Source organism: Mycobacterium sp. P2_H7 (genome assembly GCF_056403275.1).
In genome coordinates this window covers 48,670-62,456 of the sequence record NZ_JBFUFU010000009.1, presented here as the reverse complement: position 1 = coordinate 62,456, position 13,787 = coordinate 48,670, and the positions used below count along the sequence as shown (strand labels likewise).

Annotated in this window: 14 protein-coding genes; 5 read left to right on the top strand and 9 right to left on the bottom strand. The window is 68.3% G+C overall.

Annotated elements, in window-relative coordinates; translation table 11 throughout:
- Nucleotides 1-52: 52 nt before the first annotated feature.
- The gene (locus AC1DY7_RS12565) at nucleotides 53-913 is read right to left on the bottom strand and encodes an MmyB family transcriptional regulator (protein WP_477494024.1); all 861 of its coding nucleotides are present in this window, start codon (nucleotides 911-913) and stop codon (nucleotides 53-55) included.
- Between the two features lie 325 nt (nucleotides 914-1,238).
- Here AC1DY7_RS12565 and AC1DY7_RS12560 point away from each other — a divergent pair, with 325 nt between their 5' ends.
- The 4 genes from AC1DY7_RS12560 to AC1DY7_RS12545 all read left to right on the top strand — a co-directional run bounded on the left by AC1DY7_RS12560 (nucleotide 1,239) and on the right by AC1DY7_RS12545 (nucleotide 5,815).
- Nucleotides 1,239-2,261, top strand: a complete 1,023-nt coding sequence (locus AC1DY7_RS12560; RefSeq protein ID WP_477494023.1) for a hypothetical protein — start codon at nucleotides 1,239-1,241, stop codon at nucleotides 2,259-2,261.
- 150 nt (nucleotides 2,262-2,411) lie between these two features.
- Nucleotides 2,412-3,473 carry an NAD(P)H-dependent amine dehydrogenase family protein gene (locus tag AC1DY7_RS12555; RefSeq protein ID WP_477494022.1) on the top strand — a complete coding sequence of 354 codons (1,062 nt, stop codon included), beginning with the start codon at nucleotides 2,412-2,414 and terminating at the stop codon, nucleotides 3,471-3,473.
- 9 nt (nucleotides 3,474-3,482) lie between these two features.
- Entirely contained in the window at nucleotides 3,483-5,012 is a 1,530-nt protein-coding gene (locus tag AC1DY7_RS12550; protein WP_477494021.1) for an FAD-binding protein, read from the top strand.
- 8 nt (nucleotides 5,013-5,020) lie between these two features.
- Complete coding sequence (locus AC1DY7_RS12545; RefSeq protein ID WP_477494020.1) at nucleotides 5,021-5,815, top strand: SDR family NAD(P)-dependent oxidoreductase; 795 nt, start codon at nucleotides 5,021-5,023, stop codon at nucleotides 5,813-5,815.
- Here AC1DY7_RS12545 and AC1DY7_RS12540 read toward each other — a convergent pair whose 3' ends face one another.
- The 8 genes from AC1DY7_RS12540 to AC1DY7_RS12505 all read right to left on the bottom strand — a co-directional run bounded on the left by AC1DY7_RS12540 (nucleotide 5,816) and on the right by AC1DY7_RS12505 (nucleotide 12,755).
- Nucleotides 5,816-6,652 (bottom strand): DegV family protein, encoded by an 837-nt coding sequence (locus AC1DY7_RS12540; RefSeq protein WP_477494019.1) that lies wholly within the window; start codon nucleotides 6,650-6,652, stop codon nucleotides 5,816-5,818.
- Entirely contained in the window at nucleotides 6,649-7,398 is a 750-nt protein-coding gene (gene octT / locus AC1DY7_RS12535; RefSeq protein WP_477494018.1) for a diglucosylglycerate octanoyltransferase, read from the bottom strand. The genes AC1DY7_RS12540 and octT overlap by 4 nt, the downstream gene beginning before the upstream one ends.
- Nucleotides 7,388-8,044, bottom strand: coding sequence for a glucosyl-3-phosphoglycerate phosphatase (gene gpgP, locus AC1DY7_RS12530; RefSeq protein WP_477494017.1), 657 nt, complete (start codon nucleotides 8,042-8,044; stop codon nucleotides 7,388-7,390). Before gpgP ends, octT begins: the two co-directional genes overlap by 11 nt.
- Nucleotides 8,041-8,427, bottom strand: coding sequence for a ribosome silencing factor (gene rsfS / locus AC1DY7_RS12525; RefSeq protein ID WP_477494016.1), 387 nt, complete (start codon nucleotides 8,425-8,427; stop codon nucleotides 8,041-8,043). The genes gpgP and rsfS overlap by 4 nt, the downstream gene beginning before the upstream one ends.
- Nucleotides 8,424-9,065: a nicotinate-nucleotide adenylyltransferase gene (gene nadD / locus AC1DY7_RS12520; RefSeq protein WP_477494015.1), complete on the bottom strand. Its 642-nt coding sequence runs from the start codon at nucleotides 9,063-9,065 to the stop codon at nucleotides 8,424-8,426. Before nadD ends, rsfS begins: the two co-directional genes overlap by 4 nt.
- A gap of 68 nt (nucleotides 9,066-9,133) precedes the next feature.
- A complete protein-coding gene (locus AC1DY7_RS12515; protein ID WP_477494014.1) occupies nucleotides 9,134-10,582 on the bottom strand; it encodes a vWA domain-containing protein in 1,449 nt (482 codons plus the stop codon).
- A gap of 13 nt (nucleotides 10,583-10,595) precedes the next feature.
- Nucleotides 10,596-11,480 (bottom strand): AAA family ATPase, encoded by an 885-nt coding sequence (locus AC1DY7_RS12510; protein WP_477494013.1) that lies wholly within the window; start codon nucleotides 11,478-11,480, stop codon nucleotides 10,596-10,598.
- Between the two features lie 18 nt (nucleotides 11,481-11,498).
- Entirely contained in the window at nucleotides 11,499-12,755 is a 1,257-nt protein-coding gene (locus AC1DY7_RS12505) for a glutamate-5-semialdehyde dehydrogenase (RefSeq protein WP_477494012.1), read from the bottom strand.
- Between the two features lie 161 nt (nucleotides 12,756-12,916).
- Here AC1DY7_RS12505 and AC1DY7_RS12500 point away from each other — a divergent pair, with 161 nt between their 5' ends.
- The gene (locus tag AC1DY7_RS12500) at nucleotides 12,917-13,768 is read left to right on the top strand and encodes a ribokinase (protein ID WP_477494011.1); all 852 of its coding nucleotides are present in this window, start codon (nucleotides 12,917-12,919) and stop codon (nucleotides 13,766-13,768) included.
- The last annotated feature ends 19 nt before the right edge of the window (nucleotides 13,769-13,787 follow it).

Genomic DNA, 13,787 nt, shown 5'->3' with positions numbered 1-13,787 from the left:
GACCCTCTCCTCGGAGTTATGTTTGCGGCGCAGCGCTGTTCGCGGTGCGGCGCTATTCGGTGATGGTGGTGCTGGCCAGTAGGCGCAGCGCAGCCTCGTCGCTGGATCCGGGCTCGGCGTGATGCAACAGCAGCCGGTGGCCGTCGTCTTCGGGAAGATGCAAGATCTGGAATCGCAGGTCGAGCCGCCCGACGACGGGATGGTGGTAGCGCTTGATGCCGTGGGTACACAGCGCCACCGGTTGCGCAGCCCACAGTTGGGCGAAATCGTCGCTGGCGACGCTCAGGTTCCCGACGAGTCGCGCGAGGTCGTCCTCGGCGACGTAGACAGCGCTCACGTACCGCAGCGAGGCGACAGCCAGCGTGGCCTCGGCCTCCCACTCACGATGCAAGGTGCGTGCATGCGCATCGGTGAACATCATCGCCACCTTGTTCGGCGGCGCACTGCCATAGGGCGCCGCGGGATCGAGGTGCGGCGCAAGGAGCGCGTGGCCCAGTCGATTCCAGCCGACGATGTCCTGAAGAGGCGACAGCGCGACGGCGGCGACGTCGGGCATCGCATCCAGCAGTGTGGCGAACTCGGGCCGCAGCCCCGTTCGCCCGGAACGTGCCCGGCCATCCGTCGCGGAAGCCAGCCGCTGCAAGTGCGCCCGCTCGACCTCGTCGAGCGCCAACGCCCGGGCCAGGGCATCCAGCACCTGACTCGAGGGATTGGTGGCCAGGCCCTGCTCGAGGCGGGTGTAGTACGTCAGCGACACCCCGGCCGCCTCAGCCAACTCCTCGCGGCGCAGCCCGGGTACCCGGCGTGGCCCCAGCCCGCTCAGACCCGGCAGCAGCGCAGTGTCGGCGGCCGCACGCCGGCTGCGCAAGAACTCGGCCAGTTGCTGACCGCCTGAAGCCCGTGTGCCCGTCATGCCTTCCATCGTGCGCGATGGGCGAGCACCGCGCCTGTCCCTGACAGTGACAGGCAGCCAGGGTGCCGAACGAGAATTTGCTGCCAATATCCTGTGAGGACGGCGCCCCGGGGGCCGACCGGCCGATAGGCAGTGGCAATATTGACATACCGTGCGCGAACGCACGACCGTCAGGCCTCGCAGCAGCTAACAATAGTGCGATACGCCGATCGTGTTCAGGCGCTAGCTGATTACCAATCGCTTCACTATTTAACTCACCTCAATATGCCGTGGAGCCAATCACTTCACTCCGAAAGTAAGCCCGGCTGCACAAAACGCTGGAAATTTGCTGAAGAACATGGTGGACTGCTCCCGCAGCAAATCCAGACTGTATAAGTGCAGCTATGTCTCGAAAAAAGGGGAAGCAGTGCACGCTCTGAGTGATGTCCGTGAACGTGTGACACCGGTGGTTGCGTTGGCCGGTGCGATAGCGATAGCGACAGCGACGATGGTGAGCTCGCCACCCGTGCAACGGGCCGCAGAAAGCACCGTGCAGACTGCCGTGCACGAGGTGAAATCGGTGCCCCTGCAGCTGACCAGCTCCGTGGACTTCTTCGCACCGTACTACTACATGCCTGCCGGCCCGATCGGGACGGCCATCACCATTCCACTCTTCGCGGTGACGTACGTGGCGGATACCCTGGCGAAGAGGGTGACCCAAACCCTCATCGACCTCCACGTGGATCCCCGCCTGGCTGAAGTGCCGGCAGTGGTGTCCAGGGTGGTCTTCACGATCGCCGGCCGGGTGCAGGGCGGTGTGGTCAGCGCACTGGACGGCACCTACGTCTTGGGCAGATTCACTCCCATCCAGGCCATCAACTTCATCATCGAACCTCTCAAGCAGCTCGTCGCAGCGTTCATCGCCGCGGGGAGGAACTTGCTCGATCCGTCGCAGGCGTTGACGGCGACGGCCAAGGCCGCCGACACGAGCCAGGATGTCGCGTCCCCGACGATCACCACGACGAAGGCGGTGACCTTGTCGACCGCGCAGGCGGACGTCACGCCGACGTCGTTGCACACGAAGAAGGAACCCGACGCAGTTGCCGCGGCCGACGTGTCGGATGCGTCCTCCAGCCCCGTGGATGACACCGAGAAATCTGACGCACCGAAGGCGGACACAACGAAGGCAGATGCGGCTACCGCCGATGCGCCCGCGGTGAAGAAACCAACGTGGAAGAAGCCCACGCTCAAATTACCGAAGCTGAAGCTGCCGACGCTCAAATTCCCCGGCTCCAACAAGGCGACATCGGCTGGTCAGTCCTCCGAGGGCACGACGAAAGACGCTGGCTCAGAGGAATCTTCGAAGTAGTTCGTGACCGGCTCGGGCGGTGGCTGCGGTCGTCGCCCGAGCCGCACCGCGGTCCGATCGGTGGCCGGCGAGTGACCGCAGCCTGGATGATGGACACCGGTTGTGTGACCCGGGTTACACGCATGAACACCTCCGCAATAGTGTGCACCCATGACTTCGCTCGTCCCGCCCCCTGCCCGCCTCCGCGTGATCCAGTGGACCACCGGCAACATCGGCAAACGTTCCCTGCACGCCATCATCGGCCGCGACGACATGGAACTGGTCGGCGTGTACGCCCACGGCGCCGACAAAGTGGGCGTCGACGCCGCGGACCTGGCAGGCTGGCCGGAACCGACCGGCGTGACCGCCACCAACGACATCGACGCCCTCATCGCGCTGAAGCCTGACGCCTGTTGTTACAACCCGTTGTGGCCCGACATCGACGAACTGGTGCGTTTACTGGAAGCCGGGATCAACGTGTGCTCCAGCGCGGCCTGGATCACCGGCGGCAAACAGACTCCGCAAGACCGGCATCGCATCGAAACTGCCTGTGCAGCCGGTAATTCCACCATCTTCGGCAGCGGCGCCCACCCCGGCATGACCAACATGGTCGGCATGGTGCTGTCGGGCTCCTGCGAGCGGGTCGACGAGATCCGGATCACCGAATCGGTCGACTGCTCCACCTACGAGTCGGCGGGCACCCAGTCGGCGATGGGCTTCGGGCAGGACCCGGCCACCCCGGGCCTGGACGAGAGCGTGCGACGGGAGAGTGAGGTGTTCGCCGAATCGGCGGCGATGATGGCCGACGCGATCGGCGCACAACTGGACCGGCTGACCTTCGACGTCACCTTCACCGCCGCCACCGGTGACACCGACCTGGGTTTCATGCAGATCCCCAAGGGCACCGTCGGCAGCGTGTACGGCTACCACCGCGGCTGGGTCGGCGACCGCAACGTCGTCAGCGTCGGCTTCAACTGGACCATGGGCGAGCACGTGACACCGCCGAAACCCCTTGAGCACGGCCATGTCATCCAGGTGTTCGGTACCCCCAACATGCGCACCGTGTTGCACTGCCTGCCCCCGAAGGGCTGGACCGAGCCGGGATTCATGGGGCTGGGCATGATCTACACCGCGCTCCCGGTCACCAATGCGGTACCCGCCGTCGTGGCCGCCCCGCCCGGCATCGTGACGCTCAAGGACCTGCCCCCGATCACCGGCCGGTTCGCGAAGTAGGGCGAGCGCATGTGGGATGAGTCCGTCGACGCGGTCGTCGTCGGATCCGGCGGCGGCATCACCGGCGCCTACACCGCGGCCCGGGAAGGCCTGTCGGTGGCATTGGTCGAGGCGACCGACAAGTTCGGTGGCACCACCGCCTACTCGGGCGGCGGCGGCATGTGGTTCCCGGCTAATCCCGTGCTGGTCCGCGCCGGGACCGATGACGCGATCGAGGACGCCCTCACCTACTTCCACGCCGTCGTCGGCGACCGCACACCCCGCGCGCTACAGGACACCTTCGTCCGCGGTGGAGCGCGCCTCATCGAATATCTCGAGGAGGACGAGTCCTTCGCGTTCAAGGTGCTGCCCTGGCCCGACTACTTCGGCAGCGCCCCGTGCGCCCGGGTGGACGGCATGCGCCACATCGTCGCCAGGGCCCTGCCCGCCGCGGCGCTGGGACCGTATGCCGACACGGTGCGCGGGCCGCTCGACCATGAACGCCTCGGCACGCCGGCACCCGAATATCTCACCGGTGGAAGGGCATTGATCGGCAGGTTCCTCGCCGCGCTGAGCCGGTTCCCCCATGCGACCACCCACCTCGACTCCCCGTTGACCGACATCCTGACCGAGGACGGCGCCGTGACCGGAGTCGTCGTGCAGCGCAACGGGGCACCCGTCCGCATCCAGGCCCGCCGCGGCGTCATCCTGGCTGCGGGCGGCTTCGAGCAGAACGCCGAGATGCGCGCCGCGCACGGCGTACCCGGACTCCCCGTCGACACGATGGGCGCCCCGGGCAACACCGGGTCCGCACACGAGGCGGCCATCCGGATCGGCGCGGCGACCGACCTGATGGATCAGGCCTGGTGGTCCCCCGGACTGACCCACCCCGACGGTCGATCGACATTCTCCCTGAGCATCACCGGCGGCATCCTCGTCGACTCCGGCGGCCACCGGTTCGTCAACGAAAGCGCACCGTATGACCGGCAAGGCCGGGTGATCATCGACCGGATGCGCACCGGCGCAATGACATTGCCGTTCTGGCTGGTGTACGACGACCGCGATCACGACGTCCCGCCGGTGCTGTCGACCAGTGTGTCGCTGGTGGAATCCGAGCGGTACCGCGACGCAGGGCTGTGGCACACCGCCGAGACCCTCGACGAACTGGCCGCCGCGATCGGCCTCCCGCCCGCCGACCTCGCCGCCACCGTGGCCCGCTTCAACGCACTGGTCGCCGACGGCTCGGACCCCGACTTCGGCCGCGGCGACGAAGCCTATGACCGCACCTTCAGCGGCGGCGAACTCCCGATGGCACCGATCGACCGGCCGCCGTTCCATGCCGCCGCCTTCGGACTCTCCGACCTGGGCACCAAGGGCGGGCTGGTCACCGACACGCACGCCCGCGTCCTGGATACCGGCGGACAACCGATACCCGGCCTCTACGCGGCCGGCAACACCATGGCGGCCGTCAGCGGCACCGCCTACCCCGGTGGCGGCAACCCGATCGGCGCGTCGATGTTGTTCAGCCACCTGGCCGCGCTCCACATGACCACGAGGTGACCCAAACCATGAGTACCCATCGCTATACCGACCGCCGCGTCCTGATCACCGGGGGTGGGTCCGGCATCGGGCAGGCCACCGTGCTGCGCATCCTGGACGAGGGCGGTCGCGTGGTCGCCGCCGATGTCAGCGCTGCGGGGTTGCAGGACACGGTCGCCAAGGCCGCCGGTCACCTCGACACGGTTCTGATGGATGTCGCAGACGAAGTATCCGTTCGCACCGGGGTTGCCGACGCCGTGGAACGCCTCGGCGGTCTCGACACCCTGATCAACGCGGCGGGCATCCTGCGGTCGGCGCACTTCGCCGAGATGTCGCTCGCCGACTTCGAGCAGGTGTTGCGGGTCAACCTGATCGGCACGTTCCTGGTAACCCGCGAGGCCATTCCCGCTCTGCGCCTTGGCAATGCGGCGGCGGTGGTGAACTTCAGTTCGACCTCGGCCAGCTTCGCCCACCCCTACATGGCGGCGTATGCCGCGTCGAAAGGCGGCGTCCAAGCGATGACGCACGCACTGGCCTTGGAGTTCAGTCAGGCCCGGATCCGGTTCAACTGCGTACAGCCGGGGTCGGTGTCGTCCGGGATGACCGACGGGGTCGGCGAGTCGAGGCAGAGCGTCGGCCCGGGCCTGCCTGCGGACATGGATTTCACGCTGCTCGGCAAGATCCGCTCCGTGCTGCCCACCGAAGACGGCGCGATGTTCGCCAAGCCGGACGCCGTCGCCGCGGTGGTGGCGATGCTCGGCTCACCCGAAGCCTCGTGGGTCACCGGCACCGAGGTGCGCGTCGACGGCGGCACCCACATGTGACTACTCGGCGAGGCTGATGCACGCCCCGACGGCACCGCCGCCGACGTGCACACCCAGCACCGGACCCATCTCGGTGACCGTCAGCGACTCGATCTGCGGCAGTCGCGCGGTCAGCGCCGCGCCGAGTTCGGCCGCGTCGTCGTGATTGTCCACGTGGTGCACCGCGATGGACGCGCCGCGCTCCCCCACCACCTCGACGATCGAATCCACCATCGCCGCATGGGCTTTCGACACGGTCCTGATCCGCTGCGCCAGCACCAGACGGCCGTCGATGTCCAGGCGCAGCAGCGGCTTCAGAGACAGTGCGGTGCCCAGCCAGGACACCGTGGTGCCGATCCGGCCGGACCGGCGCAGGTTGTCCAGTCGGTGCACGACGATGAACACGTGCCCGCGCGGCACCGCGGCCCGTGCGGCCGCCTCCACGGCGTCCAACTCGGCGCCGGTCGCCGCCGCCCGCGCCGCCGCGAGCGCGACGAAGCCGATGCCCATGGCCGCCGATCGTGAATTCACCACGCGGACAGCGGATCCGAATTCCCTGGCCACCCCGGCCGCGGTGCTGAAGGTGCCCGACAACGCTGCGGAAATGTGCACGGCGACGACGCCGTCACCGTCGCTGTCCACCAGCGCCTGCCGGTAGGCGTCGGACAGATCTGCAGGCGACGCACCGGAGGTGGTCACCTGATTGCGGTCCTGGATGTCCTTGGACATCGGATCGATGCCGTCACGCAGATCGGCCCCCCCGACCAGCACGTGCAGCGGCACCTGACGGATGGACCAGCGCTGCAAGTCCTCATCGCTCAGCCGCGCCGACGAATCGGTCACCACCTGAACCGTCATGAGCCCGCGCGGGAATCCGGTTGATAGGCACCGGCTTCGGCGAGCCCTTTGAGCATCAGATCGGCGACGGCGGCGTGCGCCTCGAAGTTCCAGTGGATCCCGTCCGGGTTGCCCTGGCCACTGAGCACATACTCGCCCACCGCTGCCTTCAGGTCGACGATCGGGACCTGCTTGGCCTCTCCCCACGCGGTGATCGCATCCGCGGTGGCATCGCGCCAGCGGTGTGAGTGCCCGTAGGTTTCGGCGATGTGGACCGACGGCACGGTGGCCACAAAAGGGATACCGGGCCGGTTGAAATCGATGGCGGCCCTGGTCTGTTCGAGGTAGTCGACACTGAGGTGCGCAGGCAGCGCAGGGCGGGCCACCGGGGACAGCCGCGGCTGCAGCCAGCCGTAACCGTCGCGGGCCCAGCGTCGCAGCCACGACGGGCGCACATAGCGGATCAGTTCGCGCAGCGCAGTCGGCAGCGGCGACGGCAACGAATCCATCCCCGACGTCGCGAAGATGACCGCACCCGCGCGCGGCAGCGCGGCCCAGGATCGCGGATCCTGCGTCGCCGCCCACCACACGTCGCGGCAGGTCCAGCCGATCCGGCCGATCAGCTCCAGGTCCCAACCGAGTTGGTCGGCAACGAGATTGGGCCAGATGCGTGGATCGTCGGACGGCAGGCCGCCGGTCGGGCCGTAGTACGAAAGCGAATCGCAGAAGACCAGCAGCGTTTGCCTGCGTGGCACGTCAGAGGACATCGTTGGCCACCTGTGCGGAGGCGTTCCACACGTCGAGGCGCCACTTGACGGCGTCGTTGACGATGTGCCCGGACAGCTGCACCCAGCTGGCGTTGCCCATCCCACCCAGCACCGGCCAGTTGTCGACGGGCAGCGCGAGCAGCGCACCGGTCAGCGCGGCGATCAGACCGCCGTGCGCGACCAACACGACTGGGCGGTCCGACCCGTCGGCACCCCATTCCTGTTGGGATTCAAGCAGTTCGGTCACCAGCGGCATGCTGCGCTCGGCCACGTCGACGCGGCTCTCGCCACCGTGCGGCGCCCACCGGGCATCGTCACGCCACGCCACCCGGGCACCGGGGGCTACGGCGTCGACCTCCAGGTGCGTCAGCCCCTGCCAGTCGCCGAGGTGGGTTTCGCGCAGCCGCTCGTCGACGTGCACCGGCAACCCGGAACGGTCGCCCAGAGCGGTGGCGGTGTCCAAGGCGCGACGCAGATCCGAGGACACGATGTGCAGCGGCTGCCGTTTGGCCAACACCTCGGCCGCGGCAATGGCCTGCTGGCGGCCCAGCTCCGTCAGGTCGGTGTCGAGCTGACCCTGCATTCGGCTGCCGGCATTCCACTCGGTCTGCCCGTGCCGCAGCAGGACCAGCCGGCGAACGGTCATGCCGAGCCCTCGTCGGGCTCCGCACCGTCGAGGTCGACCGCCACCACCGGGCAGTCCCGCCACAACCGGTCCAGCGAGTAGAACTCGCGCTCCTCGGAATGCTGGACGTGCACCACGACGTCGACGTAGTCCAGCAGGGTCCAGCGACCCTCGCGGGTGCCCTCCCGGCGCGCGGGCTTGTGCCCGGCCTGGCGCATCTTCTCCTCGACCTCGTCGACGATCGCGTTGACCTGGCGTTCGTTGGACGCCGACGCGATGACGAACAGGTCGGTGATGACCAACTGCCCGGACACATCGATGACGACGATGTTCTCGGCGAGCTTGGACGCGGCCGCCCGCGCTGCGACGGTGGCCGCGTTCACGGCTTCTTGGGTGGCACTCACGAGCGGGTTTCCTTTGTCTCGGTCGCTGCGGGGGCGGCGTAGAGCCCCCGTTTGGACACGTACTGGACCACACCGTCGGGCACCAGGTACCAGATCGGTCGGGATTGTTGGGCGCGCAACCGGCAGTCGCTCGACGAGATCGCCAAGGCGGGTACCTCGACCAGCGTCAGGGCGTGTTCGGGCAGTTCCTTCATGGCTTCGGCGATGTGTTCGCCATCCAGCTCGTACCCGGGGCGGCTGACCCCGACGAACCGGGCCAGGGAGAACAGCTCCTCCCAGTTCTGCCAGGACAGGATCGAGGCCAGCGCGTCGGCGCCGGTGATGAAGTACAGGTCGGTGTCCTGGTTGAGGGCGGCCAGGTCGCGCAGGGTGTCCTTGGTGTAGGTCGCCCCACCGCGGTCGATGTCCACGCGGCTCACCGAGAATCTCGGGTTGGCGGCGGTGGCGATGACCGTCATCAGGTAGCGGTCCTCGGCGGCGGTGACGTGCCGGTCCCGCTTCTGCCAGGGCTGCCCGGTGGGCACGAACACCACTTCGTCGAGCTCGAACTGGTCGGCGACCTCGCTGGCCGCGACGAGGTGGCCGTGGTGGATGGGATCGAACGTCCCGCCCATCACCCCGAGCCTGCGTCTGGTCACGAAGAGCCAGCTTACGGGAGTGCACCGCGCCGCTCACACCTGCCGACCTCGACGTTTTGGCGACGCGGTCAGACGGGAAGGAGGCCGTCGATCACCGAGGCGAGCTGTTTGGCCGAGCGGCACTCATGCATCGGTATGACGTCGGTATAGCGGGGCACCGCAGAATCGCCACTGCCCCACAGGTGTTTGGGCTCGGGGTTGAGCCAGTGCGCGTGCCGGCTGGCGTGCACCATCCGGGTCAGCAGATCGGCCTGCGGGTTTCGGTAGTTGTTGCGCGCGTCGCCGAGGATCAGCAGCGAGGAGCGCGGGGACAGCACGTTCGGGAAGTTGTCCATGAACGACACGAACGCGTGCCCGTAGTCGGAGTGCCCATCGCGGGTGTACACCCCGGCCTCGCGGGTGATGCGCTGCACCGCGACCGCCAGATCGGCTTCCGGACCGAACATCTCGGTGACCTCATCGGTGGTGTCGATGAAGGCGAACACCCGGACCCGGGAGAACTGCTGGCGCAGCGCGGCCACCAGCATCAGCGTGAAGTGGCTGAAGCCGGCCACCGAACCCGACACGTCGCACAGCACCACCAGCTCGGGACGGGCCGGGCGCGGCTTCTTGAGCACCACATCGATGGGAACCCCACCGGTGGACATGGATTTGCGCAGCGTCTTGCGCATATCGATCTGGCCGGCACGGGACCGGCGCCGCTTGGCGGCCAACCGGGTAGCCAGGGTGCGGGCCAGCGGCTGCACCGTTTTGCGCATCTGGCGTAGCTGTTCGCCTGAGGCGCGCAGGAATTCGACGTTCTCGGCCAGCTGCGGCACCCCGTACATCTGGACGTGTTCGCGGCCCAACTGTTCGGCGGTGCGCCGCTTGGTCTCGGATTCGACCATCTTGCGCAGCTGGGAGATGCGCTGCTGGGCAACCGCTTTGGCGATCTCCTCCTGCGTCGGCGTGGGCTCCTCGCCGTAGGGCGCCAGCAGACCCGCCAACAGCCGGCCCTCCAGCTCGTCGAGCGCCATCGCCTTGAGCGCCTGATACGACGAGTACGACGGGCCGCGACTGGAGTTGTACCGGCCGTACGCCTCCACGATGCGGGCGATCATCGCCGCCAGCCGGTCATCGAGGCTCTCCAGATCCGCGTCGGGACCGAGCATGTCGAGCAGCGCGGTGCGCATCGCCTCGATGTCCTCGGGCGGCAACGCGTCCGGTCGGCCGTCGCTGCTGTCGTCCTCGTCATCGATCACGGTGCGGTCGCCCAGCGCTGCGGGCCACCAGATGTCGAACATCGCGTCATAGGTTTCGCGGTGATCGGCGCGCCGTAGCACGGCGCACGCCAACCCTTCGCGCAGCGCTCCCCGGTCTCCGAGGCCGAGTTCGGCCAGCACCCGGCCGGCGTCCACCGTCTCCGACGGGCCCACCGAGATCCCGGAACTGCGGAGCGCTTCCACGAACTCCACAAGGTGCCCGGGAATGCCGAAGGGCGCCAACGGTTGTGGCGGGCGGGTACGTCGCGAAGTCATCGATCCGAGCCTCTCAGTTGAGCTTCAGCTCTCCGGCCGCCTTGATCTGATCGGACTGGTGCTTGAGCACCACACCGAGGGTGGCGGCGATCAGCTCGTCGTCGATGGTGTCCATGCCCAGCGCGAGCACGGTGCGGCCCCAGTCGATGGTCTCGGCGACCGACGGCACCTTCTTCAGTTGCATGCCGCGCAGCACCCCGATGATGCGGACCAACTCGGCGGCGATCTTCTCCGGCAACTCGGGCACCCGGGACAGCAGGATGCGGCGCTCCAGGTCGGCGTCGGGGAAGTCGATGTGCAGGAACAGGCACCGCCGCTTGAGCGCCTCGGACAGTTCCCGGGTGGCGTTGGAGGTCAACAGCACGAACGGCGCGCGTTCGGCCTTGATGGTGCCGAGCTCGGGCACCGTCACCGCAAAATCGGACAGCACCTCCAGCAGCAGGCCCTCGATCTCGATGTCCGCTTTGTCGGTCTCGTCGATGAGCAGCACCGTCGGGTCGGTGCGCCGGATCGCGGTCAGCAGCGGGCGGCTCAGCAGGAATTCCTCGCTGAACACATCGGTCTTGGTCTGGTCCCAATCACCGGTCCCGGCCGTGCCGGCCTGGATCCGCAGGATCTGCTTGGCGTGGTTCCACTCGTAGAGGGCGCGAGCCTCGTCGACGCCCTCGTAGCACTGCAGCCGCACGAGTTCACTGCCGGTGGTCTGCGCGACCGCACGGGCCAGTTCGGTCTTGCCGACGCCCGCGGGGCCCTCGACCAACAACGGCTTGCCGAGCCGGTCGGCCAGGAAAACCGCAGTGGCCGTGGCCTTGTCGGGCAAATAGCCGGTCTCGGCCAGCCGCTTGGCGACATCGTCGATGTCGCTGAACAGCGGGGCGGGGCGGGCGGGCAGGCTCATGAGTGAGTGTTCTCCTATTCAGGCGGGACGGGTCTGTCCGTCGCCCCACACAATCCACTTGGTCGAGGTCAGTTCGGGCAGCCCCATCGGGCCGCGGGCGTGCAGTTTCTGGGTGGAGATGCCGATCTCGGCGCCGAACCCGAACTGCTCACCGTCGGTGAAGGCCGTCGACGCGTTCACCATCACCGCGGCGGCGTCCACCCCTTCGGTGAACCGTTGGGCCGCAGCAAGATCGGTGGTGACAATCGCCTCGGTGTGCCCGGTGCCGTACTCGTTGATGTGGTCGATGGCACCGTCGACGCCGTCGACCACGGCCACCGCCATGTCCAGGGACAGGAATTCGGCCCGCAGCTCTTCCTCACTGGGATCCAGGTGCACCGTGACGCCGGCGTCCTGCAGCGCGGACACCAGCCGCGGCAGCACGGTGTCGGCCACCGCGCGGTCCACCAACAACGATTCCGCGGAATTGCACACGCTGGGCCGACGGGTCTTGGAGTTCAGCAGGATCCGCTCGGCCATCTCGAGATCGGCAGCCTCATGCACGAAGACGTGGCAGTTGCCGACCCCGGTCTCGATGGTCGGCACGGTGGCGTCACGGACGACCGCGTCGATCAGCCCCGCCCCACCGCGCGGGATGACCACGTCGACCAGACCGCGGGCCTGGATCAGGTGCGTGACGCTGGCGCGGTCCGCACTCGGCAGCAGCTGGACCGCATCCATGGGCAGCCCCGACTCATACAGCGACTCGCGCAGCGCCATGACCAGGGCGGCGTTGGACCGCGCCGCCGACGAGCTGCCCCGCAGCAGCACGGCGTTGCCGGATTTCAGGGTCAGCCCGAAGGCGTCGACGGTGACGTTGGGCCGGCCTTCGTAGACGATGCCGACGACGCCGAGCGGCACCCGCTGCTGGCGCAGTTGCAGGCCGTTGGGCAGGGTCGAGCCGCGCAGCACCTCGCCGATGGGGTCGGCCAGACCGGCGACCTGGCGCAGGCCGGCGGCGATGCCGTCGATGCGCTGCGGGTTGAGGGCCAGCCGGTCCAGCATGGCCTCGGCGGTGCCCGCGGCGCGGGCAGCCTCGATGTCCTCGGCGTTGGCCGCGAGGATGTCGTGGGTGTGTTCCATCACGGTGTCAGCGGCCAGGTGCAGAGCCCGGTTCTTGGTCTCGGTGCTCAGCGCGGCCAGGGTGCGGGACGCGGTGCGCGCGGCGGTCGCGGCGGCGTGAACCTGCCCCCGCAGGTCGACGCCGGTCTCCGCCGAAGTGGCTTGCACGCTCATCAAGCCAGGGTATCGGGCTTCCCCAGGTCAGGCCCGGTGGGGGCCGCGTAGTGCTCCGGCGAGATTGCGCACAGGGTTGCGCAATCCCCCAGCATCACGAATATCTACGACCCTGAGCGCAATCTCGTCGGAGCGCGCAGATCATCACTACGGTGAGACCCGTGGCACGCGTATGTGTGGTGGGCAGCGTGAACATGGATCTTGTCTTCGCGGTGGATGCGTTGCCGAACCCTGGTGCGACGGTGCTGGCGTCCTCGATGACCCAGGCCCCCGGTGGCAAGGGCGGCAACCAGGCGATCGCCGCAGCGCGGGCCGGCGCCGATGTGACGTTGGTGGCAGCGGTCGGCGATGATGCGGCAGGGGCCGCACTGAGGGCGCACCTGTCCGGCAACGGGGTGGACGTCGCGGGTGTGACGACGCTGCCGATGCCCAGCGGGACGGCGAGCATCGTCGTCGACGCGCACGCGGAGAACGTCATCGTGGTCGCCCCCGGCGCCAACGGCCATCTCAGCCTGAACTCCGCCACACTGCGGGAGGTCGTCGCCGGCTGCGAGGTTCTGCTGATGCAGTTGGAGATCCCGCTCGACACCGCGACGGCCGCCGCCCGTATCGCCCGTGCGGCCGGCGCGACCGTCGTACTCAACGCCTCACCCGCGGGTGCCGACCCGGCCGCGCTGGCCCAGCTGGCCGAGGTCACCGACGTGGTGATCGTCAACGAAGCCGAAGCGGCACTGTGGAATTGGCCGGTGCCCCATCTGGTCACCACACTCGGCGCGCGCGGCGCCACCCACCGCACCGCCGACGGACAGACGGACGTTCCCGCCTACCCGGTCGAGGCGTTGGACACCACCGGCGCCGGCGACGTGTTCGCCGGCGTGCTTGCGGCGGGCTGGGCGTCGGACCCCGCGCACGCGCTACGGCGGGCCTGCGCCGCCGGCGCCCTGGCCACCCTGGTGCCGGGCGCGGGTGACTGCGCCCCATCCGACGAGGCGATCGAGGACGCACTCAACTGAATCACCAACAGTTGTGGTT

Bases quoted from the DNA above. Each gene is read 5' to 3' on its own strand.
- AC1DY7_RS12565 (WP_477494024.1), bottom strand. From the start codon at position 913: ATGACGGGCACACGGGCTTCAGGCGGTCAGCAACTGGCCGAGTTCTTG.
- AC1DY7_RS12555 (WP_477494022.1), top strand. From the start codon at position 2,412: ATGACTTCGCTCGTCCCGCCCCCTGCCCGCCTCCGCGTGATCCAGTGG.
- AC1DY7_RS12550 (WP_477494021.1), top strand. From the start codon at position 3,483: ATGTGGGATGAGTCCGTCGACGCGGTCGTCGTCGGATCCGGCGGCGGC.
- AC1DY7_RS12545 (WP_477494020.1), top strand. From the start codon at position 5,021: ATGAGTACCCATCGCTATACCGACCGCCGCGTCCTGATCACCGGGGGT.
- AC1DY7_RS12540 (WP_477494019.1), bottom strand. From the start codon at position 6,652: ATGACGGTTCAGGTGGTGACCGATTCGTCGGCGCGGCTGAGCGATGAG.
- octT (WP_477494018.1), bottom strand. From the start codon at position 7,398: ATGTCCTCTGACGTGCCACGCAGGCAAACGCTGCTGGTCTTCTGCGAT.
- gpgP (WP_477494017.1), bottom strand. From the start codon at position 8,044: ATGACCGTTCGCCGGCTGGTCCTGCTGCGGCACGGGCAGACCGAGTGG.
- AC1DY7_RS12515 (WP_477494014.1), bottom strand. From the start codon at position 10,582: ATGACTTCGCGACGTACCCGCCCGCCACAACCGTTGGCGCCCTTCGGC.
- AC1DY7_RS12510 (WP_477494013.1), bottom strand. From the start codon at position 11,480: ATGAGCCTGCCCGCCCGCCCCGCCCCGCTGTTCAGCGACATCGACGAT.
- AC1DY7_RS12505 (WP_477494012.1), bottom strand. From the start codon at position 12,755: ATGAGCGTGCAAGCCACTTCGGCGGAGACCGGCGTCGACCTGCGGGGG.